Source organism: Bdellovibrio sp. HCB2-146 (assembly GCF_047345725.1).
Lineage (GTDB): Bacteria > Bdellovibrionota > Bdellovibrionia > Bdellovibrionales > Bdellovibrionaceae > Bdellovibrio.
Genome location: NZ_JBLEQP010000002.1, coordinates 1,299,010 through 1,321,571, shown reverse-complemented (window position 1 = coordinate 1,321,571; position 22,562 = coordinate 1,299,010). Strand labels below are relative to the sequence as shown.

The 22,562-nt window shown below is 45.6% G+C and carries 20 protein-coding genes; 12 read left to right on the top strand and 8 right to left on the bottom strand.

The window, feature by feature from the left end:
- Positions 1 to 26: 26 nt before the first annotated feature.
- The 7 genes from ACLWOR_RS17270 (at position 27) to ACLWOR_RS17240 (ending at position 5,672) form a co-directional block, all read left to right on the top strand.
- On the top strand, positions 27 to 803 hold the full coding sequence (locus ACLWOR_RS17270; RefSeq protein WP_413942181.1) for a dienelactone hydrolase family protein: 777 nt from the start codon (positions 27 to 29) through the stop codon (positions 801 to 803).
- Positions 804 to 870: 67 nt separating this feature from the next.
- On the top strand, positions 871 to 2,130 hold the full coding sequence (locus tag ACLWOR_RS17265) for a sensor histidine kinase (protein ID WP_413942058.1): 1,260 nt from the start codon (positions 871 to 873) through the stop codon (positions 2,128 to 2,130).
- Entirely contained in the window at positions 2,130 to 2,540 is a 411-nt protein-coding gene (locus tag ACLWOR_RS17260) for a response regulator (protein ID WP_413942057.1), read from the top strand. The genes ACLWOR_RS17265 and ACLWOR_RS17260 overlap by 1 nt, the downstream gene beginning before the upstream one ends.
- Positions 2,541 to 2,636: 96 nt before the next feature.
- Positions 2,637 to 3,128 carry a hypothetical protein gene (locus tag ACLWOR_RS17255; RefSeq protein WP_413942056.1) on the top strand — a complete coding sequence of 164 codons (492 nt, stop codon included), beginning with the start codon at positions 2,637 to 2,639 and terminating at the stop codon, positions 3,126 to 3,128.
- Between the two features lie 136 nt (positions 3,129 to 3,264).
- Positions 3,265 to 4,053: a M48 family metallopeptidase gene (locus ACLWOR_RS17250; protein ID WP_413942055.1), complete on the top strand. Its 789-nt coding sequence runs from the start codon at positions 3,265 to 3,267 to the stop codon at positions 4,051 to 4,053.
- Positions 4,054 to 4,057: 4 nt separating this feature from the next.
- Positions 4,058 to 5,179, top strand: a complete 1,122-nt coding sequence (locus ACLWOR_RS17245; protein WP_413942054.1) for a glyceraldehyde-3-phosphate dehydrogenase — start codon at positions 4,058 to 4,060, stop codon at positions 5,177 to 5,179.
- Between the two features lie 82 nt (positions 5,180 to 5,261).
- On the top strand, positions 5,262 to 5,672 hold the full coding sequence (locus ACLWOR_RS17240; RefSeq protein ID WP_413942053.1) for a hypothetical protein: 411 nt from the start codon (positions 5,262 to 5,264) through the stop codon (positions 5,670 to 5,672).
- A gap of 29 nt (positions 5,673 to 5,701) precedes the next feature.
- Here ACLWOR_RS17240 and ACLWOR_RS17235 read toward each other — a convergent pair whose 3' ends face one another.
- The 3 genes from ACLWOR_RS17235 to fusA all read right to left on the bottom strand — a co-directional run bounded on the left by ACLWOR_RS17235 (position 5,702) and on the right by fusA (position 9,261).
- On the bottom strand, positions 5,702 to 6,178 hold the full coding sequence (locus tag ACLWOR_RS17235; RefSeq protein ID WP_413942052.1) for a YbhB/YbcL family Raf kinase inhibitor-like protein: 477 nt from the start codon (positions 6,176 to 6,178) through the stop codon (positions 5,702 to 5,704).
- An 85-nt stretch (positions 6,179 to 6,263) separates the two neighbouring features.
- Positions 6,264 to 7,034, bottom strand: a complete 771-nt coding sequence (locus tag ACLWOR_RS17230; protein ID WP_413942051.1) for an SDR family NAD(P)-dependent oxidoreductase — start codon at positions 7,032 to 7,034, stop codon at positions 6,264 to 6,266.
- A gap of 118 nt (positions 7,035 to 7,152) precedes the next feature.
- The gene (gene fusA / locus ACLWOR_RS17225) at positions 7,153 to 9,261 is read right to left on the bottom strand and encodes an elongation factor G (protein ID WP_413942050.1); all 2,109 of its coding nucleotides are present in this window, start codon (positions 9,259 to 9,261) and stop codon (positions 7,153 to 7,155) included.
- A 184-nt stretch (positions 9,262 to 9,445) separates the two neighbouring features.
- On the opposite strand from fusA, the gene ACLWOR_RS17220 reads away from it, so the two are divergent.
- From ACLWOR_RS17220 to aat, 3 genes are read left to right on the top strand one after another with little or no spacing between them, the layout of a single operon-like run.
- Entirely contained in the window at positions 9,446 to 10,894 is a 1,449-nt protein-coding gene (locus tag ACLWOR_RS17220) for a RecQ family ATP-dependent DNA helicase (protein WP_413942049.1), read from the top strand.
- Between the two features lie 44 nt (positions 10,895 to 10,938).
- A complete protein-coding gene (locus ACLWOR_RS17215) occupies positions 10,939 to 11,997 on the top strand; it encodes a PQQ-dependent sugar dehydrogenase (RefSeq protein ID WP_413942180.1) in 1,059 nt (352 codons plus the stop codon).
- Complete coding sequence (aat, locus tag ACLWOR_RS17210; RefSeq protein WP_413942048.1) at positions 11,997 to 12,662, top strand: leucyl/phenylalanyl-tRNA--protein transferase; 666 nt, start codon at positions 11,997 to 11,999, stop codon at positions 12,660 to 12,662. The genes ACLWOR_RS17215 and aat overlap by 1 nt, the downstream gene beginning before the upstream one ends.
- On the opposite strand, the gene ACLWOR_RS17205 is transcribed toward aat, so the two are convergent.
- Together ACLWOR_RS17205 and ACLWOR_RS17200 are read right to left on the bottom strand one after the other, a co-directional pair.
- Positions 12,655 to 13,260: a superoxide dismutase family protein gene (locus ACLWOR_RS17205; protein ID WP_413942047.1), complete on the bottom strand. Its 606-nt coding sequence runs from the start codon at positions 13,258 to 13,260 to the stop codon at positions 12,655 to 12,657. The genes aat and ACLWOR_RS17205 overlap by 8 nt on opposite strands.
- A 193-nt stretch (positions 13,261 to 13,453) precedes the next feature.
- Complete coding sequence (locus ACLWOR_RS17200; RefSeq protein WP_413942046.1) at positions 13,454 to 13,915, bottom strand: hypothetical protein; 462 nt, start codon at positions 13,913 to 13,915, stop codon at positions 13,454 to 13,456.
- Between the two features lie 147 nt (positions 13,916 to 14,062).
- On the opposite strand from ACLWOR_RS17200, the gene ACLWOR_RS17195 reads away from it, so the two are divergent.
- On the top strand, positions 14,063 to 15,934 hold the full coding sequence (locus ACLWOR_RS17195) for an ABC-F family ATP-binding cassette domain-containing protein (protein ID WP_413942045.1): 1,872 nt from the start codon (positions 14,063 to 14,065) through the stop codon (positions 15,932 to 15,934).
- A gap of 42 nt (positions 15,935 to 15,976) precedes the next feature.
- On the opposite strand, the gene ACLWOR_RS17190 is transcribed toward ACLWOR_RS17195, so the two are convergent.
- The 3 genes from ACLWOR_RS17190 to ACLWOR_RS17180 are packed head-to-tail and all read right to left on the bottom strand — an operon-like array spanning position 15,977 to position 19,201.
- The gene (locus ACLWOR_RS17190) at positions 15,977 to 16,900 is read right to left on the bottom strand and encodes a hypothetical protein (RefSeq protein ID WP_413942044.1); all 924 of its coding nucleotides are present in this window, start codon (positions 16,898 to 16,900) and stop codon (positions 15,977 to 15,979) included.
- Positions 16,901 to 16,913: 13 nt separating this feature from the next.
- Positions 16,914 to 18,437: a TolC family protein gene (locus ACLWOR_RS17185; RefSeq protein WP_413942043.1), complete on the bottom strand. Its 1,524-nt coding sequence runs from the start codon at positions 18,435 to 18,437 to the stop codon at positions 16,914 to 16,916.
- Complete coding sequence (locus ACLWOR_RS17180) at positions 18,431 to 19,201, bottom strand: hypothetical protein (protein ID WP_413942042.1); 771 nt, start codon at positions 19,199 to 19,201, stop codon at positions 18,431 to 18,433. Before ACLWOR_RS17180 ends, ACLWOR_RS17185 begins: the two co-directional genes overlap by 7 nt.
- A 211-nt stretch (positions 19,202 to 19,412) precedes the next feature.
- Here ACLWOR_RS17180 and ACLWOR_RS17175 point away from each other — a divergent pair, with 211 nt between their 5' ends.
- Positions 19,413 to 22,562 carry an efflux RND transporter permease subunit gene (locus ACLWOR_RS17175; protein ID WP_413942041.1) on the top strand — a complete coding sequence of 1,050 codons (3,150 nt, stop codon included), beginning with the start codon at positions 19,413 to 19,415 and terminating at the stop codon, positions 22,560 to 22,562.

The window sequence follows — 22,562 nt, the reverse complement described above, 5'->3', positions numbered from 1 at the left end:
TAAAATAAACATAGGAGGATTCAGTGCTGAAGCCAATTCTGTTCACAATATTTGCATTTGCCTTGTCCGCAAATGCGGCCGTTAAAACTGAAGTCGTCATTTACAAGGACGGCAAAACGGAGCTAGAAGGTTTTATCGCATACAATGACAGCGTGAAAACTCCGCGACCGGGAATCCTCATTGTCCATCAATGGATGGGACTTTCCGAGAACGAAAAAATGCGAGCACAAAAATTGGCCGAATTGGGATACGTGGCCTTCGCCGTCGATATCTATGGAAAAGGCGTGCGCCCACAAAACCAACAAGAAGCCGGAAAACTTGCGACAGAATACAAAAACAACCGAGCACTTTTCCGTCAGAGAGAACTGGCTGCTTACAATTTCTTTAAAAAAGACAAACGCGTCGACGCAGGAAAATTAGTTGTGATGGGTTATTGTTTTGGCGGCACCGGAGCTCTTGAGTTGGCGCGAACGGGAACTCCCTTAGCAGGAGCAGTCAGTTTTCATGGGGGACTTTCAAACCCGCAGCCTCAAGACGCCAAAAAAATTAAAGCGCCAGTCTTAGTTTTGCACGGAGCTATTGATCCAAATGTTCCGACCAGTGAAGTAGAAGCCTTTCAAAAAGAAATGAATGAAGCAAAGGTCGACTATCAATTTATTGCTTACGCCAATGCGGTTCATGCTTTTACTCAAAAAGAAGCGGGGAATGACAACTCAAAAGGTGCGGCTTACAACGAACTTGCTGATCAAAGATCTTGGAAAGCGCTACTCAGCTTTCTAGGTGACGTCGCACCTCTAAAATAGAGGTAATGTGGATACTGAAATAAGCGAAGTAATTCTTCTTTTAAACAAGGTCAGTAAAATTGACCAAATGTTTTCCGGAGAGGAGTACATTCGCGAGCTCATTCGTGTGATCGCGGAAGAATTGGGAATCGCATACGCCTTGGTCGGGCATCCTGAAGGTCCCGAATCGACCAAAATTAAAACCGACTATTTGTGGATGCATGGTCGGTTTGTCGAAAACATTTCTTATGATCTGGCTGGCACACCTTGCGTAAATGTGATCTGTGGAACCCGTGTGAGCTGTTTTGTTGCCGGTGTTGCAAAAATGTTTCCCGAAGATAAAATGCTGACAGACCTCAATATTGAAGCTTACATTGGTGCCCCGACCTTAAAGCCCAACGGAGAGCTTTTGGGTTTGGTTGTTCTTATGGATGACAAGCCCCTTAAGAACATCGAGAAATTCACTTTTGTCGCAGAATTTCTGGCCACTCGAGTGGGTGCTGAATATCGTCGTCAAGAAATTGAAGAGCGATTGCACAAAATAAATAATGAGCTTGAGAGACTCGCAGAAACTCGGGCCCAAGAGCTCACTGTTGCGTTAAAGCGTCTTTTATCTCAAGAAAAGCTTGCGACGATTGGACGTATTACTTTTGGTATAGCCCACGAGCTTAAAAATCCTCTGAATATCATTATTAACTCTGCAGAGTTGGTCAAAGAGCTTTTAGAGGAAAAGGTCCGTCATGAGGACTTGCGCGAGCCTATTGATATGATTGCAAAGCAAGGTCAACGCGCAAACGACATTATCACCGATATGTTAAGACAGGCTCGGCAAGATATGGGAGCCGTTAGTGAGGATGTGGATCTTACGCATCTGATCGAGCGCACTCTGACGATGTGTTTGACGTCTTTGCCGGATACCGAAATTCGTCGACGATTAAAAATTGAACGGGACATCGAGCCCCACGTTGTCACCTGTCTTTTCGATCCCCCCAGCATGGAGCGCGTCTTTATCAACATCCTCGATAATTCAGTCTATGCGCTGAATGAAAAAATGAAGTTAAGCCCCGAAGATTTTGAGCCCGTTATTCAGGTTTCTCTTAAAACAGTAGGACAGAAAATTCTGATTGAGTTTTGCGATAATGGAACAGGAATTTCATCGGCTCACCGTGATCATGTATTTGAAGAATTCTATACAACAAAACCTGCGGGGGATGGAACGGGACTGGGGCTTCCAATTGCCAAGGAAACCGTCGAAAAAAACAACGGCACAATACGCTTAGAAAGTGAATATGGACACTTCACTCGTATTCACATCGAACTGCCCGCGCAAATGAGTGGGAGGGCCTAATGACGGTGGATCTCGTGCCATTATCCATTCTGGTCGTCGATGATGAAAGCAGCGTGAAGTATCTGAGTGAAATGAATTTTCGTAAAGCGATTAGCGCGCATCAAGTGGAGCTTCATTTCTTTTCCACAGCGCAGGAGTGCCTGGAGTACCTATTGCGCTACTCTGAAAATGCGAGGGAAACTGTCGTGTTGACTGATATTAATATGCCCGTGATGAGTGGCTATGAACTTTTAGAAAAGATTAAACACGACTACCCTGAGGTTAACGTCTATATGATGAGTGCTTATGATGACGATGCCAGTATGGAAAAGTCCTATGAGGCAGGTGCCCGTGGATATTTTATAAAGCCTGTTAACTACCGATTCCTTAAACAGCAGCTCTCTGATCGATTTGGAGTGTCGTTTTCTTAGACAGTCGTGAAAATATGGCAATGCTACCACTTGTCGGATGGCCTTTTTCCTCTCGTGTGATAGGACTCAGCGCTTGAAACGATAAGGAGTAGATCTATGAAGTCTATCATAGCATTGGCCTTGATTTTGGGGGCCTTTACAGTACACGCGCTTGATGCAAAAGCAGTCACTAACAAGTCTCAAGAGATCAGCGCAAAAGCAAAAAAAGGTAAAAACGAACCTGCACCTCGCGATCGCGATGAACGCCAAGGTGGTGGTGATGAGAAAGATCCTCGTGAGGAAACTTACGAAGGTAACGACCGCGATGAAGGCGGTTCATTTGACGGTGGTGGTTACACTGGCGGTGGCGAAGGTGGCGGTTTCTTAGGTGAAATCTTCAACTCTGCAAACGGTGGTAAAACATACCCAACGCAAATGACAACGAAAGTGGAAGATCGTGGTGACGTATTAGTTTACCTGACTACGATTCAAGAAGACATCAGTGCGACAGAAACTTGTGTAACAACGGTTGTAACTGTTGTTGATAAAGCTTCTGGCAAAACTCTTCAATCTGACAGCGATCGTTTCTGCAACGTAATCGCGCTTTAATTCCTGCGAATAAAAAAACACCAAAAGGCTCGACTGAAAAGTCGGGCCTTTTTTATTTGGCATCAAATTGATTGTAGATAAGCAGGAAAGAGGGATCCCTCTTCATTCCACTTGATACCTGACTTAAAATCAATTTATGAAAACAGTCTTCCTTTTTCTTTTACTGGTTCTTGCATCTTGCGCCAGCTCGACTGAAAAGGGCGCTATTGGTGTCGAGCGCAAACAGCTGCTTTTAATTCCCAACGAACAAGTGGTTTCCATGTCGGCGCAGGCGTATACGCAGACAAAAGAAGAAGCACAAAAGAAAAACGCTCTGGATAAAAACCCTCAACAAGTTCATCGTGTGCAGGCTATTGCCAAAAAAATAATTCCGCAAACCGCTATCTTTCGCAGTGATGCACCGAAGTGGGCCTGGGAAGTTCACGTGATCACCTCTCAAGAACTCAACGCCTATTGTATGCCCGGTGGTAAAATCATGTTCTACTCTGGCATCATTGATAATCTTAAACTCACGGATGGAGAGATCGCCGCGATTATGGGGCACGAGATCGCCCATGCATTGCGTGAGCACGGTCGAGAGCGCATGTCAGAAGAAATGCTTAAAAACGTCGGCATGCAGGCCATTATTCTTAGCGGTAAAATGGATCCTGCATATGCAGGATATGCGGATCAGCTAACCACGGTGGCGCTAACTCTGCCTCACAGCCGAGGCCAGGAGGCCGAAGCCGATGATATAGGAACTGAGCTGATGGCTCGCGCTGGTTACAACCCAACTGAAGCATTGAACCTGTGGAAAAAAATGGCGCAACAAGGAGGCGGAAAACCTCCTGAAATTCTCAGCACACATCCTGCTGATGAAACGCGTCTCAAACGCATCGCGGATCTTTTACCGAAGGTGATGCCTCTTTATGAGAAAGCGAAATAGCTGAATGAATCGTGGAATTCTGTGGGGCCTCGCCATTGCAATTCATTTTGTAGTGTCATCCAGTTTTGCTGAAAGCATTTTTATTGATCCCGAAGATGGATATCTTGATGGCAGCCGTTGGTTGCTTGAGCACAGTGGATTTTTACCGGTTCCTATTATTATCACGGAACCTGCCGTTGGCGTCGGTGGCGGTTTGGCTTTGGTATTTATGGAAAAAAATAAGGATGCTCCTCGCCCAGGACATTTCTCTCCTCCGACTATTACGGGTGTCGGTGCCTTTGGGACTGACAATCAGAGCTGGGGCGGATTTGGATTTTATATCAAGAATTGGGATCAAGACCGCTGGCGTTACATGGGTGGAGTTGGCTACGCTTCATTGAATCTGACATTCTATGGCTTCGGTGGATTTCCCGGTGTGGATGATCTCAAAATGGATTACAACTTAAAAGGTGCATTTCTGGTTCAGGATCTTCGCCACCGGTTAGGGGAATCCAATTTTTTCTATGGCGGTCGTTATCTTTATTCTGACCTCGAAGCGAAATTCGAAGGCGATAAGCCTGAATTTCTAGTCGATAAAGCTATTGAAAATCGCAATGGGGGGCTTGCGATACTCGGAAATTACGACAGTCGCGATAATACCTTGTCGCCACAATCAGGACTGTTAAGCGAGTTGCGATATTATTTTTTCTCTGAAAATTTTGGCGGGGATTTAGACTACAACTTAGGTGCCTGGGATACGCAGGGATATTTTAAATGGTCAGAAGCTTGGGGAGCATCGGCACGCCTATTAGGAAAGTGGATCAACGGGTCAGCGCCTTTTTATGCAAAACCCTACATTGATTTGCGAGGTATCGCGAAACAGCGTTACCAAGGTGACTATGCTCTTTCGACCGAGGTGGAGCTGCGCTGGCGTCCTCATCCGCGCTGGCAGTATTCTGTTTTTGGGGGCGCCGGTAAGGCGGTCACTGATACTGAACAAATAAGTGATTCAGAGACAGCCGGAACTTATGGTGCTGGATTTCGTTATCTCATCGCGCGTCTTGTAGGATTTCAAATGGGGATCGATATTGCGCGCGGTCCCGATGAAACTGTGTTTTATATACAAGCAGGAACGGCATGGTTCTAGGGTGATTCACAACAACTTCAAGATATTTTATAGATTTCAAAACGATTCCTCCTAGGATGTTCTTACAAAAAAGGAGAATCGTATGAACTTTAAAAAATTACTTGGAACGTCTGTTTGTCTTTCACTTATTTCTGCTGTTGCATTGGCTGCACCACCACCCCTCACAACTGTGACTACAAATTCTGACGGGCAAAAAATGGTTGCCGATAGTATGGGTAAAACATTGTATGTGTTTGATCCAGATATGAATCAACCAACACCGACTTGCACAGGAGATTGCGCAGAAGTGTGGCCGCCATATCTTTTGACACCAGATGAAGCCAACGCTGTGAAAAATCCATTGGGAAAAGTGGAGCGGGCTAACAAAAAAATGCAGCTCACTTACGGCGGACGACCTGTCTACACATATGCATTGGATCGCGCGCAGGGAAATGATGCAGGCGATGGCTTAGAAGGTACTTGGCACATCATTAAAGTCACAACTCACTACTAGCGAAATAACTAGGGCCGCCGATGGCGGCTCTAGTGAGTTTTTTGGTAAACCGCAACAAGCTCGGCTTCCGCAAGAATATGACCCCGCATGGCCTCTTCCAAATCAGCTTTGGAGAATCGCCCAAGATCAGGCAAGACCGTATCCAGCGCATAAATTTTATGATGATAGTGATGCAAACCAATCGGTGGGCAAGGTCCGCGATATCCAACAGCCTTCCAATCATTCAATCCTTCATGGCTTCCGCGCGGAAGCTTGTTGATATTTTCAGGTAATGCGTTGGTGTCAGACGGAATATTGAAAACAACCCAATGAACCCAAGTCGTTTTCGGTGCCGCCGGATCTGGAGCATCAGGATCATCGACGATGATCGCAAAACTTTTTGTTCCTTTAGGGGCACCCTTCCAGTTTAAGGGAGGAGAAACATCCCTGCCTTCACAAGTGTATTGTCGTGGAATTTCTCCGTTGGCTTTGAAAGCCGGTGATTCAAGCGTAAATGAAGTCGGCATAAAATCTCCCTCTATGGAAAGTTTAAATATTTACGCCGGAACATCATCTTGTTTTGAGGCAACAGCAAAGAGTGATTTCAGTTCCTTACTTGTTTAAGAAGCTGACAATTTTTAACAGCAAAAAGCGAGGAGTCACACCTACCGAGAGTGACATGATTTTGTTCATCACTCCATGTACCGCGACAGCTTTTTTCTTTTGAAAACTCTGGTAAGCAAATTCTGCCACATCCTTGGACGAAGGCACATTGAGCATTTTGAATAATTTCGATTTGTCCATTTTGGCTGTGGCTTGAAACGCTGAGTGCGTAGGGCCCGGACACAGAGCTGTTGCATGAACTCCAGAGCCTTTAAGTTCGGCATTGATTGCTTCTGAAAAACTCAAGACGTAGGCTTTGGTGGCGTAATAAACGGCCATGTAGGGGCCCGGTTGAAAGGCCGCTGTTGAAGCGACATTTAAAATGCCGCCGGATTTTCTCTGAACCATCTCTGGCAAAAAAAGATGCGTCAGGCGGGTCAATGACTCCATGTTAAGACGAATCATTTGTTCTTGTCGGGTCCACTCTGTTTCGACGAATGCGGCGTTATCGCCCACACCAGCATTGTTTACAAGATTTTCAACGTGCAGGTTTTGTTGGCGGCATAATTCAAAAAGGCGCTGACATTCTTCAGGACGACTGAGGTCGGCCGGAATCACATGGACTTTGATTTGATATTGGTGAGTGAGTTCCTGCGCGAGATCTTGAAGAGCTTTTTCTGAGCGAGCAACTAGGATTAATGATTTACCGTTTTGTGCGAACTGTTTCGCAAGCTCAAGACCGATTCCGCTACTAGCACCTGTGATCAACGTGAACAACATGAACGACCTCCACTGAGTCTTTAAAATGGCATAAAAAAAGCCCGATGTCTCCATCGGGCTTTCTAGTTAGCTTTTTTCTAACTGGCTGCCTTGACAGCCGTAGCTTTAGCGAAGGCTGTTATTTTTGTTCAGCAGCACGTTTAGCTTGGTATTTCTTAGCAAGCTCTTCTTGGATATTGCGTGGTACTGGAGCGTACTTCGCGAATTCCATAGAGAACTCACCTTTACCTTTAGTTGCAGAGCGAAGGTCAGTTGAGTAACCGAACATCTCTGTCAATGGAACTTCTGCTTCGATAACACAGTTGCCTTCGAAAGCAGTTGTACCAACGATAGTACCACGGCGTTGGTTGATTTGACCAACCGCTGAACCTTGGTATTCGTCTGGAACAGTTGTCTCAAGTTTCATTACTGGCTCAAGAACTGTTGGTTTTGCTGCAGCGTAAACTTCACGCAACGCCGCCATACCAGCGATTTTGAACGCCATGTAAGAAGAGTCGACGTCATGGTATGCGCCGTCTTCAAGAACAACTTCAACGCCAACAATTGGGAAACCAATGAGTGGACCTTTAACAGTTTGTTCTTTGAAACCTTCTTCAACAGCAGGGATGAATTCTTTAGGGATACGACCACCGACAACTTTGTTTTCGAATTTGAAAACAGCGCCGTCTTCTTGTGGAGGAAGAGGTTGGATTTTACCAACGATCTTCGCGTATTGACCCGAACCACCCGTTTGTTTTTTGTGAGTGTAATCGTAATCAGCTGCTTGAGAAATCGTCTCACGGTAAGCAACTTGCGGCTGACCAACGATAACTTCACAGTTGAATTCACGTTTCATACGCTCAACGTAGATCTCCAAGTGCAACTCACCCATACCAGAGATGATAGTCTCATTTGATTCCTCGTCACGGTGAACGCGGAAAGTAGGGTCTTCCTTACGGAATTTTTGCAACGCTTTAGAGAAGTTATTAGCGCCGGCTTTGTCTTTTGGAGCAATCGCCAAGCTGATAACTGAATCTGGTACGTGCATAGATTGCATTGAAGCGTGGATGTTCTCGTCACAGAAAGTATCACCAGAAGCACAGTCGATACCGAACAATGCAACGATGTCACCAGCGTAAGCCGTGTCGATATCTTCCATTTTATCAGAGTGCATACGAACCAAGCGAGGAATCTTAACAGACTTCTTGTTCACTTGATTGATGATGAAATCACCTTTGCCCATTTTACCTTGGTAAATGCGCATGTAAGTCAACTGACCGAATGGAGTTTCTTGGAGTTTGAACGCCAAAGAAACCAACGGTTTTGCACTGTCTGGGAATAGGTCAAACTTCTCTTCGTTCTTGTCAAGGTCAAGAGCTTGCTCTTTTTTCTCAGCAGGAGACGGAAGGTAGTAAGTAACCGCGTCCATCAAACGTTGAACACCTTTATTTTTGAATGCAGAACCGCAAAGAACTGGAACAAGTTTCAAGCTGATAGTTCCTTTACGGATAGCAGCGCGAATCTCTTCAGTTGTTGGTTCTTCTTCCATCAAGAATTTTTCTTCGATCAATGGATCTACGTCAGCCAATTTACCGATCATGATTTGACGGTATTTTTTCGCTGTATCAACTAGATCAGCAGGGATCTCTTGAACGCTAACAGTTTCACCGTTTTCGCCTTCGTTGATGTAAGCTTTCATGTCAGTCAAATCTACGTGACCACGGTGTTGATCTTCCAAACCGATTGGGATTTGGATCATCACTGCGTTCAAGCGCAATTTTTCGATCAAAGCGTCAGTTACACGGTATGGGTTCGCACCTTGGCGGTCCAATTTGTTAACGAATGCCAAACGAGGAACGTTGTAACGTTTCATTTGACGGTCAACAGTGATGGATTGAGATTGAACGCCGGCAACACCGCAAAGAAGCAAGATCGCACCGTCAAGAACGCGAAGAGAACGTTCAACTTCAACTGTGAAGTCCACGTGCCCCGGTGTATCGATCAAGTTAATTGTATAATCTTTCCACTGAACTTGCGTTGCAGCAGATTGGATTGTGATACCTTTTTCTCTCTCTAGATCCATGGAGTCCATTGTTGCGCCAACGCCGTCTTTACCACGAACTTCGTGGATCGCGTGGATTCGACCTCCATAGAACAAAATACGCTCAGAAGTCGTAGTTTTCCCGGAGTCGATGTGAGCCGAGATACCGATGTTTCTGACCATATCAATATTCCACTTTTTGGACATATCTTTACCCTTCGTTTTGTATGGTTTTATTCGCTATTTTTAAGCTAAATTATTAGAAAGTAATCGAAGTATCATCAATTACTTCCAAGTGCAAAAGAAGATTCTAGGGCACCCCTCTGACGCATTGCAAGACAAAAAGGTACGGCGTACCTTTCCGGGCGGGTTGGCGTAAAATGGAATGCCTATGACCGACTTACATCAGCTCCTAAATGCGAACTTTCCTTTTACTTCCTTCCGTGGCGAGCAGGAGCAAATCCTCCGTCGGGTATGGGAAAATGAAGACCTCTTGGCGCTCATGCCGACGGGAATGGGGAAAAGCCTTTGTTTTCAGTTCCCAGCTAAGATTCGTGACGGCCTCGTGGTCGTCATATCGCCTTTGATCGCACTGATGCAGGATCAGGTTTTTAAAGCACAAGAGCTGGGAATCTCTGCGACCTTTTTAAGCTCGACTTTGACTCGTGAAGAAAGAGAATCGCGTCAGAAAAAGCTCGCGGAAGGTCAGTATAAACTGCTTTACGTCACTCCCGAGCGTTTTCGGAAACCTGAGTTTCTGGCTGCCATCAAAGATCGTTTGATCCAGCTTTTGGCGGTGGACGAGGCTCACTGTATTTCGCAATGGGGGCATGACTTCCGCCCGGATTACTCGCGCCTAGGAGAGTTCCGGGCTATTTTGGGAAATCCTCCGACTTTGGCTTTAACGGCGACAGCGACTCCAGAGGTACAAAAAGACATCCTCGCGCAATTGCGTATGCCGGAGGCTCCGACAATTTCTGCAGGCATTGAGAGACCGAATCTAGGAATCACAGTGCATGATCTCTATGGCGAAGACGATAAGATTCGCGCGATCGTGGGTCTACGCTTTCAACACGCGGATGGAGCTGCGATTGTTTATTGCTCGTTGATTTCGACACTCAGGAAAATTTCATCACAGCTGCAGCGCTTGAGTATTCCGCATTTGGTCTATCACGGAGATTTGTCTCCGCAAGAGAGAAAACGCAATCAAAAGGCATTTATTTCGGAAGCAACACCATTGATGTTGGCAACTCCGGCCTTCGGATTGGGAATTGATAAAAGCAATGTGCGCTTGTTGATCCATGCGGAAACTCCCAATGCACTGGAATCTTATTTCCAAGAAATCGGTCGCGCCGGTCGAGATGGTAAAGAATCATTCTGTCATCTTTTGTATGACCAAGAAGATGTCAGCATTCAGATGGAATTCTTAAAGTGGTCGCATCCAGAGCCAGAATTTATTCGCAAAGTCTATCAGTTGATCGAAGAAAAGCGCATGCAAGTCGATCAAGGTGGTTTTGATTTCTTGCGAGAGCAAATGAATTTCCGCAATCGTCGCGATTTCCGTGTGGAAGCAGCGGTGAATATTTTAGAGCGTTGGGGATGTTTGGAAAAAGCAGATTCACCATTCCCATTTATGTGTGTTCACAGTCCAACTGATGAACAATTCGCTGCGGAAAACGGTCCTTTGATTTTAAAAGCTCAGAACTCAAAGCTGCTTGAAATGGTTCGCTGGGCCACCCAAGATAAAGACTGTCGATTAATTCGAATTTATGAATACTTTGGACACGCGCACACGACTCCGTGCGGGAAGTGCGATATTTGCGCTGCAAATGGAAATTAGAGGATTCGAAATTAGAGATTAGAGGGGGAACCGTGAGCTGGGTTATGGGTTTGGCTTCTTTGGTTTTTTGTTCTGTTGGTTTTGCTTTGCCTAAATTGCCGCTTGAAAAGCTAAAAATGCCACCGGGATTTCAGATTTCGGTGTGGGCCGAAGTTCCGGGGGCGCGTTCGTTGGCACAAGCGCCGGATGGGCGTATTTTTGTTGGTTCGCGTGCAGGGGATGAAGTTTATGTTGTGAAAGATGGCAAAACTTCCGTGTTGGCGACAGGTCTTAAAAGCCCCAATGGTGTGGCTTATCGAGATGGCAAACTTTACGTCGCTGAGATCAGTCAAATTTCAGAGTTCGACGTTTCGAAAAATCAAAAACTTCCCATGAAACCCATTCGTGTCTTGCCGCAAAAGTTTCCTACGGACGGACATCATGGGTGGAAGTTTATCCGCTTTGGTCCTGATGGAAAACTCTATGTTCCCGTTGGTGCGAACTGCAATATCTGTGATCCGGGAAAAGAATATGCGCGCATTTATCGCATCGATGTGAATGGAACCAGCAAAGAAGAAGTCGCGCAAGGTGTGCGCAATACAGTTGGTTTCGATTTTAATCCTGAAACGAAAACTTTGTGGTTCACAGACAATGGACGCGATTGGATGGGTGATGATAAACCACCTTGTGAGGTCAATCGATTGACCAAGGTGGGGGAGAACTTTGGTTTTCCTTATTGCCATGGGAAGTCCCTTCAAGACCCTGAGTTTAAAGATAAACCGTGTTCTCAATTTACGCCTCCGCAAGTGGAATTGCGGGCCCATGTTTCACCATTGGGAATGCGTTTTTATACAGGCAAAATGTTTCCTTCTGAGTATAAAAATGCGATCATTTTAGCAGAGCACGGCTCTTGGAATCGCAGCATTCCCCAAGGCTATCGTCTGACGCTGGTAAAAATGAAAGGCGATGAAGTGCAAAAGGTGGAAGGTTTCATCGAAGGCTGGATGCAACCGGATTCTATTTGGGGACGTCCCGTGGATGTGGAAGTTTTGCCAGATGGTTCGATGCTGATTTCTGATGACAAGGCGGGCGTGATTTATCGTCTGACTTATAAAGGTTCTTAATGCCAAAACGTTTGATCTCCTCCGTGGAGTTTCCAGATCCTGAAGATACACTTGCCGAAGGCATTATTGCCGTCGGCGGTACTTTAGATGTGGGCACTTTGTATGCGGCTTACTCGCAGGGGATTTTTCCGTGGCCTCAGCAAGGTTTTCCGATGTTGTGGTTTTCACCTGAGCAGCGGGGGATTTTGGATTTCAAAGATTTTCATGTGCCCGAAAGCTTGCAGCGTTTCCGTCGTCGCAACACGCATCTGCAGTTTACAATGAATCATGATTTTCATCAGGTGATCGAAGAATGCTCCAAACAACCCCGTCCCGGGCAGGATGGCACTTGGATTTTACCAGCCATGAAGCGCGCGTATTTAGAATTGTTCAAAGCAGGTTATGCGATTTCTGTTGAAGTTCGCGAAGATAATATTCTGATCGGTGGAATTTACGGTGTTCTTATTGAAGGTGTCTTCAGCGGAGAAAGCATGTTTTATAAAAAACCAAATGCTTCGAAATTAGCTTTGTGGAGACTTGTCGAAATTTTGCAATCAATGGGACATCAGTGGATTGATGTGCAAATGGTGACGCCGGTTGTGGCGAGTATGGGCGGGAAGTATGTCGAGCGCGCGGAGTATTTAGAGATGTTGCGCGCTCGCCATTTAGAACTCGAAACTACTTAGGAGCTGGAGTTGCCGTTGCTTCTGGAGCCGGAACTTCAGAAGGAGTTGGAGCAAGTGCTTCAATCACACCACAAGCCAAACGATCGCCAGATTTACCAGTGGGTTGTGTTTTGCCATCATCTTTGTCTTTGTGGATGATGATCGCTTTACCAATAATGCCGTCAGTGCCATTCAATACCAAACCATCAACCGTCAACGAAGTGTGAGCTTTGTTTTTCTTGTCAGCAACTAGATTACCCAAGTCACCTGCATGGCGCGGAGATGCTTTCACGTCAGCGTGAGGATGTTGAGTCGGGTTGAAGTGACCACCCGCAGATGCAAAGTCAGCTGCCGAGCAATCGCCTTTTTCATGAATATGGAAGCCGTGAGGACCTTTTTTAAGACCGTCTACAGCTGTTGTGATCACCATTTTTCCATTCTCTTCAGAGAAAGTGATTGTGCCCGCTACTTTGGACCCTTTGGCTGCCTTCAAAGTCGCTTGAGCTTTTGTTGGGGCTGCCGGCGGCGGTAGTGTTGGAGCCGCTTCTTGTTTTACAGGTTTGTCAGCGCAAGCAACGAATGCAAGGGCTACGACAGATGATGCTACTAGTTTTTTCATGATGTTGTTCCTTTCCTGTGTTTGTCGGAGTCAACAGCATACATCGACTTGAGTTTATGTCATCGTTTTGAGGCAAATCAGAATAAATTTGCGTAAGAAACAATACTTTTGGCTGAATGAGCAATGGAAATAAAAAAAAAGCACGAAGTGAAATGCTTCGTGCTTTTTGAATTCGTTTGATGAATTGAGCGAGTTATTTGGAGGCTTTGATTTGAGTGCCGTCTTTAAGAATAAGAGCTTTTGTTTTCAAGTTCATTCCCCAGTAAGGCACGTTCTCGTTGCCGAATTCGAACTTCAAAAGTCCGTTTTCAGTAACAGTTGCTGAATCGATTTGGTACCAGCCACCTTCCCAAGTTCTGACTTTAAGGAAGCCGAAAACTTTACCGGTACGATTTACGCGAACTCCTTCTTTATCATCCGTGCAGACAAGAATTTCCTTCTCACTTCTGTATGGCATAAGTGCATCAAGGGTGATTTCGACGTCGATATCTCCAGCAAGTGTCGTGATTGTATAATAGAACTCGATATCTTTTTGCACTTGATTAAGCACTTTAATAACTGGAGCTGAGCAGCCTGCAGTTTTACCAGCACCAGCAAAAGAAAGTGCGGGAGCTAACAAAGTTAGTGCAGAAACCATTAGAAGGCTCTTTTTCATAAATCATCCTTTCGGAACGTCGAGGTCGGTAACCGCAAACGTTGGGTTTATAGGGTCCGCTAAATGCGAGTTCTGTGCCTTACTGGGGGCTCATTTATTTGAGAGGAAGCCTCAAACTCTGTCTAGAATGTAGGCAGGCGCCGTAAAATGAGCCCAGAAAAAACTGGCAGAATTGCCAAATACACACTAACTTGGGGCATGCCTTTAATTAGTACCTACAAGCTCGAAAAGTCTTTTGCCGGAAAAACTCTCTTTAAAAACGTTAGCCTCGGAATCGAGGAAGGCGAGCGCGTGGGCCTTGTGGGTCCCAATGGCGCGGGGAAATCGACTTTATTACGTATTTTAGCTGGAAAAATGGACGCCGATAGCGGTGATGTGACCAGCAAAAAAGGTTTGCGCATGGGGTACCTTGAGCAAACGCCTCAATTTAAAAAGGACGAAACGATTTTAGATGCGATTATGAGCAAATGCCCAGATTACGATGAGGCGATTGGCCCGGCGTATGAGTGGATGGCAAAACTTGATCTCACGCAGTTTGGTGAAAGTTTTAAAGTCGCAGATTTGTCAGGTGGATGGCGTAAACGTGTCGCTTTGGCGCGTGAGCTGGTTTTAGATGTTGAGCTCTTGATGCTTGACGAACCGACGAATCATTTGGACGTGACAAGTATCATGTGGCTTGAAGACTTTTTATCCAAAGCCCCATTTGCGACTCTGATCATCACCCATGACCGTTTGTTCTTACAACGTGTCGCAAACAAGATTTTCGATTTGGATCCTCGCAATCCGAATTACTTACTCAGCATTAACGGGGGCTATCTTGAGTATTTAGAATCAAAAGAACTTTTGATGAATGCTCAAGAACAAAAAGAATTAGTACTCAAAAACACTCTCCGCCGTGAAACCGAATGGTTGCGTCGTGGGGCAAAGGCTCGTCAGACAAAACAAAAAGCTCGTATTGAAAGAGCTGGCGATTTGAAAGACGAAGTTCAGGACATTTCAGCAAAGAATGCTTCTCGCGCTGTTAAAATTGAATTTAAAGAAAAAGATCGCAATCCGCAAAAGTTGATGGAGGCTTCGCATATTACGAAGGCTTACAACGGGCGTGAGTTGTTTAAGAATTGGAGCTATCTCGTTTCTCCGAAAACGCGCTTGGCTTTGTTGGGTGATAACGGATCTGGTAAATCGACTTTGATTCGCATGTTGATGGGAACAGAACAGCCTGATGTCGGCACGGTTAAACAAGCCGATGGATTGAAGGTCGCTTACTTCGAACAAAATCGCGATACTTTAAATCCGAAGTTGTCAGTTCTAAAAAATATCTGTCCTGATGGCGACTATGTTCACTATCAAGGTACTTATGTTTTCGCTCGCAGTTATTTAGAGCGCTTTCAATTTAATCGTCAGCAAATGGATCTTCCTCTTGAAAAATTATCGGGTGGGGAGCAAAGCCGACTGCGTATTGCGCAGTTGATGTTGAATGAAGCACAAGTTTTGATTCTGGACGAGCCGACGAATGATTTGGATGTTGCAACTTTGACGGTGCTTGAAGATGCCCTACGTGAATTCGCGGGAGCTGTGATTCTTGTTACGCATGACCGGTTCTTTATGGATCAGGTTGCACATGATATTTTGTACTTCCATCGTCATGAAGATGGTCATCAAACACTCGAACACTTTGCGGGTTACCTGCAGTGGGAAGAATGGTTCGACGAACAAAAGGAACTCGCGGCTCAACGCGAACAACAAGCTCGCCAAGAAGCCAAAAAGGCCGCGAAGTCAGGGAAACCTGTTAAGCTTTCTTATAAAGAGCAATTTGAACTCGACAATATGGAAGCGAACATCCATGAACTTGAAGCAAAGCTGAACGAGTTGCAATTGGAATCGGCAAAACCAGAAGTGGTGAGTGTCGCTTCAAAGGTCACAGAGCTTTATGCAGAGATCGCGAACCTGCAAGCAAAACTCGATAAGATGTATGCCAGATGGTCCGAGCTTGAAGCAAAAGCAAAAGGTGAGGCGTAGATCGCCCAAATAAAAAAGGCCCCGGAAGGGGCCTTTTGCTTGTTAAGGAGCGACTGGAGTTGGTTGGCGTTTCAGGATGAATGTTCCCGAACTCATTTTTGGTTGGCGGAGGAATTCGCCGCGGAATTCATCGCCGACTAAAACACCTTCAAGATCTAACTGACCGATACTTCCAGCGTATGTTGATTTACCAATCAAAGTCAGACGACGTGGAGTCACATTCATGTTGTAAGTCGCTACGAATTTGAAATCAGAAATTCCCCACGGGTCTTTGTTGAATTTCAAAGTCGACAAGATAACTGGGATCGCGATGGATCCACCGGCAGGAGTTTGTCGGAAAACTTTCACATCCAAAGTCACATCCAATGGAGCTTCCGTCGTACTGACAAGTTGACCTACATAAGTGCCGGCTGTTTCAAGATACTGTCTGTAGAGATTGTCGTAGTATTCGTTCTCTTCAGTAGTGCCGCCACCGCCAGTTTGACGAGACGTCAAGGACAACTCGATGTTACCGATAAAACCACCCGTTGAAGAAGCTCTTCCAACGATAACACCATTTTCGATTTTAGCGTTGATTGTATGGATATCATCGCGAGTCAGTTTCTCAGCTTTATTGACCAAAACGATTTCGTTTTTGTCTGGATAAAGGCGAGTTGTGAACTCATAGCCAGGACCTACAGGATTGATTTTTTTGTAGTAAGCAGCAAGCAGAGGATTCATCACTGGCAACTTATGAGAGTTATCGCCGGCTTCTTCATCCAAAACAGTCAAAACAAGTTGGATGTCTTCCAAGCCGTTGACGGTTTTGATGGTGCCGTTGTAAGTGCCTTCTACTTTTTGGTAGCTTTGTTTTAGCAATTCGCGACGCTTGATTTCATCACCGTCAGTCAGGCCTTTGTCTTTATCAAAAGCACAGGCCGCTAGAGAAAGTGCAACGACTGCTAGGAAAAGGTTTTTAAGTTTCATGTGACCCCTCACTTTATTTTACTTCAACATCAACGGCGCGTGCATCAGCGATCAATTCATCACGAACTGCGGCCCACTCGTTGAGGGAGATATGGTATTCACCAATGGCACGTTGATAAACGACTTCTGAACTAAAGAAGTTGTTCAATGCTGTGATCAGAATCGAAATATCTGTACGGCCTTGGTTGTATGTTTTAGTCAATTCTTTGGCTGCGCGATCGCGGTAGCCACGTTGTCTTTCAGCGCTTAATGCCACCGCATAAGCTGCTTGAGCAGCGCGTTCTTTTTGCGACTCTCGGTCTTGAGTTTCGCTTAAAGTACGGCCCAATTGAGTTTCTGCTAAGTCTTTTTGCAATTTCGCGTTGATGATCTCTTCGTTCTGAGAATCTGATCCGAAGTGATAATTAAAGCGCAAACCAACGTAATAGCCAGGGCGATTTCCAGAAGTCATTTCTGAGAATGAACCTTCCGAGTCTTCGTCGCGACCTGTTGTTGTCAATTTTCCGACGAAATCCAAGAACGGATAGCTTGAGCTTTTCCAGTACGTCAAATTCTCGTCCGCGGCTTCGATAGAAAGTTTCAAAGAACGAATGTTACGCAAAGTTTGCGGATCTTTTGGCGTTAACTTTGGCACATCAGGAATATCTTTGGGAACATTGAAGACAACTTCAGTGCCAGCCTCAAGGCCCAGCAAAGTGACAAGGTCTTCCATGTTTTTAAGATACTCAGTGGATGCTGCTTTCACCAATTGCTCGCGTCCTTCAAATTCCGCTTGGATCTGCGGCAAATCGCCTGGCGTTGAATAACCTAGGTTCGTTTTTCTGCGAACAGCATCGACAAGAGTTTTATAACGGTCACGGGCGGCAACTGTTTCTTTAAAGTTCTCTTGTGAAACATAAGTGTTCCAGTATTGGCGAATCGCCGAAAGCACGACTTCTTCCAGCTCGTTAGCGCGCATGATTTCTTGCGCCTCGTATCTCTTTTCAGCTGCGGTCACGTTTGCACGGCTGGCAAGACCGAAAGAGTTTGCAAGCAACGGTTGAGTCAAATTCAACGTCGCGATATCCAAGGTTTGGTTCGACGGCGGTGGATTTGTAATCGAAGCATCTGGACTGATATTTTGGGAAAGACGAGAAACATCAACACCCAAAGTTGTTCCAGTCGTCGCCAACTGTTTGCTTAATCCAAGAGTCGTGCGATAGCGCTCGTACTTGGATGACGTCTCAGTTGTGCCATTGTTTAGAAGAGCGACCATTTTATCGTACTCAAAACCTGTTTCTGCATTCAATTGCCAGTCATAAACTTGCAATGTGCGAACCACGTCGATTTTGTATGTTTGATATTTTAAATTAACCTCTTTGGTTTTTGGACCTTGTTGCAAAACGAGTTCCGCCACTTGTTTTTGTGTCAGAGTCACTGTCTTGCGAGGTACAGAGGCCACCGCTGGGGTCGGAGTCGGTGTTGGAGCAGGAGTCGGCTTTTTGGCCGGCGCTGCTACCACCGTTGTACTGAGGAGGAGTGCGAGAAGATTTACCATTGTACTTTTGTTCCCAATTCAAAGTTGTTTTTCTGTAAAGCAATTGTCTCGTTGTCGTTAATTGATTTGTTCGACCATTCTGTGAAGATCGACCATTTCGGGCTGACTTGGAAATCAAGTCCGTAGTTCAAAGCTTCATAGCGAGCGTGTTTTGAAAACGCGGCAGAGTCATTCGTGCTCGATTGAGTGTAGTTCACGATGCCGTATTGTGGAGAGACGACAACAGACAACCAAGCAAGGCGTTCCCAAGAAACCGCAAGCACAGGGCCTGCGCTCAAAAGAGTTGTATTCAAACGGGCGTCGTCAACTTGAACACCTGATGCAAGAACCGCATTTGCTTCTTGAGAAATGAAAGAACCTTGTGCGCGTGCACCCAGTTTCCAGGCAACTGGGCCCGTGAGCAACGGCGAACTGATCATACCTAATTCAAGAGTCGGCATCACAGTTTGGTCGTTTTGGCTTAAATCAAAAGTTTCAGCCAAATCATTTGTTGCAGAACCTTCTGCTTGGAAAGTTTGAACAGAGAGGCTGGCAAAGTATTTCCAACGGCGCGTGATAATTTCAGGGCGTGGATCTTTCAGAGTCAAATAAGCACCTGCGACTTGGGCATCGCTCGCTTGTTCTTTTTGTTTTCCTTTGATCTGAGTCGCTTCAGACAAAGCCATATCATGCAAAGAAGTTGTCGAAGCTGAAGTCGAAGATTGAGCGTAAGAAAGAGAGGCGAAAAGAGTGATAACCGCCAATGAGGAAGCGAATAAAGACATGGAGAATCTCCTTTTGTGCACGGCCAGAAATAGTCTCTAGAAATGGGGCTGTCAACCCAACAATTAGCCTTCTAAGGAGACCTAAATACTCAATGATATCAATAACCTTTCAACTATGAACTTCTTGCTTGGTGGCGTCGTGTTGAAAGCGGAATGCTAATGACTATTAAGGGTCTCTTCTCCTAGATTGAGTGTGCAAAGGAGTTCGCTGATGAGAATCTCAGATATTTCGATTAAAAATCCCGTATTTGCGTGGATGTTGATGTTTGGACTGATGATCTTCGGTCTGATTTCATTCTCGCGCATGGGGGTCAGCCAATTACCTGACGTCGACTTTCCAACTGTTACGGTTAGCGTAACTTTGGATGGTGCTGCACCTGAAGTTATGGAGACCCAAGTGGTTGACGTGATTGAAAGTGCCTTGATGACTGTTGAAGGAATTACAACGATCAGTTCAAGCAGTAAAACGGGAAGCGGTTCAATCACTGTTGAGTTCGATTTGGATCGTAACATCGATATCGCTTTGCAAGACGTTCAAGCGAAAATTGCGGGCGTTCAACGTTTGCTTCCTGATGACGTCGATCCGCCAACAATTTCTAAAACGAATCCTGATGACCAACCGATTTTATGGTTGGCACTGACGTACGATAAAAATGATCCTGAATTTTTAATGCGTTACGCCCGCGACTTTTTGAAAGATCGTTTCACAACTGTTGAAGGTGTCGGCGATATCTTCCTGGGTGGTTACACGGACCCTGTGATGCGCGTGCGTGTGAAGCCGAAAGAACTTTTGCGTTACAACATTTCCGTCAATGACGTGATGGATGCAATTTCAAGCGAGCACTCTGAGCTTCCAGGTGGTTACATTTCCACCGACAAAAAGAATTTCAACGTTCGTACCATGGGTGAAGCCAAGACTGTTGAAGAGTTCCGATCAATTGTTATTAGCAAACGCGGAGGACAAAACGTTGCTGATCCCACAAACATGGTGAAGCTCAGCCAAGTGGCAGAAGCTTCCATGGGACTTGATAAAATTGAACGTATGTCTCGCTTTAACGGTAAGACGGCTTTGGGTCTTGGTATTCGTAAACAACGTGGTACGAATGCAGTCGCAGTTGCTCGTGCGGTGAAAGAAAAAGTTCTGGAAATCGACAAGCAACTTCCGGAAGGCATGCGCATTCAAGTTAACTTTGACAGCACGAAATTTATCGAACAATCCGTGCATGAATTGAACAGTCACTTGATCCTTGCAGTGATTTTGACATCCCTGGTATGTTGGATGTTCTTGGGCAGTTGGTCGGCAACGTTTAACGTTTTGCTTTCTATTCCGACTTCGTTGTTGGGTGCATTTATCGGTTTGTACTTCTTAGGGTACACGCTGAATACATTTACATTGCTTGGTTTGACTCTGGCGATCGGTATTGTCGTCGACGACGCGATCATGGTTCTAGAAAATATTTTCCGCTATAACGAAAATGGGCGGGGACGTATTGAATCGGCGATTTTAGGAGCGCGTGAGATCAGCTTTGCGGCGATGGCCGCAACGGCAGCCGTTATTGCGATCTTCTTACCTGTGGCCTTTATGAAAGGCATCGTCGGTAAATTCTTTATGCAATTTGGTGTCACGATTTCTTTGGCGGTCTTCTTGTCGCTTGTAGAATCGTTGACGATCACACCAATGCGTTGTGCGGGTTTCGTTCACCATGGTGAGCGTTCGACAAAAATCGGTCGCGCATTTGAAGGCTTCATGGAGCAGCTGCGAGTCAGCTATGAAAAAGGATTGCGCTGGTCTTTGCACAATCGTTGGAAAGTTATGTTGGGCTCTTTGCTGTTCGTGATTCTTTCATTCGGAATTATCAAATTCCTGAATAAAGAAATGACGCCAGCGCAAGACCAAAGCATTTTCATGGCTCGTTTGATTATGCCGGTGGGAACTTCCATTGCGTATACGGATCAACAAACTCAGAAAGCTGAAAAGTGGTTGATGTCGCGTCCTGAAGTGAAGCAAGTTTATGCGGCGATCGGTGGGTTTGGTGGCGGAGCTTCTGATGCGAATATCACGATGATGTTTATCACCTTGAAAGAGAAAAAAGATCGCCCGAAAGATCCAGAAACAGGCAAAGTCCTCTCACAACAAGAATTCATGGGTGTGGCTCGTAAAGAGTTTGCAAAAATCGAAGACATGCGTCCGGTCTTAATGGATTTGTCGCAAGGTGGTTTCGGTGGTGGTCGTGGTTATCCGATTGAGTTCACAGTTTTGGGATCTGATTGGGACAAGCTTGCGAAGTTCTCGCAGACAATTATGGCAGAGATGACCAAGAGTGGTTTAATGGTCGACGTCGACTCGAATTACTTGTTGGGTATGCCCGAAATTCAAGTGAAACCAGATCGCGTTTCGGCTGCTCAGCACGGCGTGAGCATCACGTCTATTGGTAAAACGGTGAGTGCACTCATTGGTGGCGTGAAAGTTGGTGAGTATCCTGAAGGGGGTCATCGTTACGACATCAAGGTGAAACTAGAAGATCAAGGAAAACCAATGGACGAAATTAAAACTTTGTTCGTGGGGAACGTGCGTGGAAACTTGATCCCGATGCCTCGTGTGACCAAAGAAGAAATCACGGCAAGTTTGCAGTCGATCTCTCGTTCGAATCGTCAACGAGCGATTACGATCACAGCGAATATGAAGCCGGGAGTTTCACAACAAGCAGCGATGCAAGAAGTTGAAAAGATCGCAAAGAAAACTTTGGAGCCCGGCTATATGATCGACCAAGGCGGAAGCTCGAAAACATTTAAGGAGTCTTTCCAAAGCTTGTTGTTTGCATTGGTCATGGGCTTGGTTATTGCCTACATGGTCTTGGCGAGCCAGTTCAACTCATTCATAGATCCAGTCACTATTCTTTTGGCATTGCCATTTAGTTTCAGTGGAGCTTTCTTTGCGTTGTGGATGACAGGTCAGTCATTGAACATGTTCTCGATGATCGGACTATTGCTATTAATGGGTATCGTGAAAAAGAACTCAATTCTTCTGATCGAATTCACCAATACAGTTCGTGATCGCGGAACTAGAGAGGCTTACGCGGCCTTAGTAGAAGCATGTCCGATCCGTTTGCGTCCGATCCTCATGACATCTGTGGCAACTATTGCAGCGGCGATTCCATCGGCAACAGCACGTGGAGCGGGTTCTGAATCGATGAGACCCATGGCGATCACCCTGATCGGTGGCGTTCTCGTTTCCACAATCCTGACATTGTTCGTAGTGCCAGTCGGCTACTTGATGCTCGATCGTTTCAAAAAACGTGACGAAGTCCGAGAGAAAACCAAGGAGGCTTTCGCCGCTGTGGGTAACGAAGCGCTTGAATAG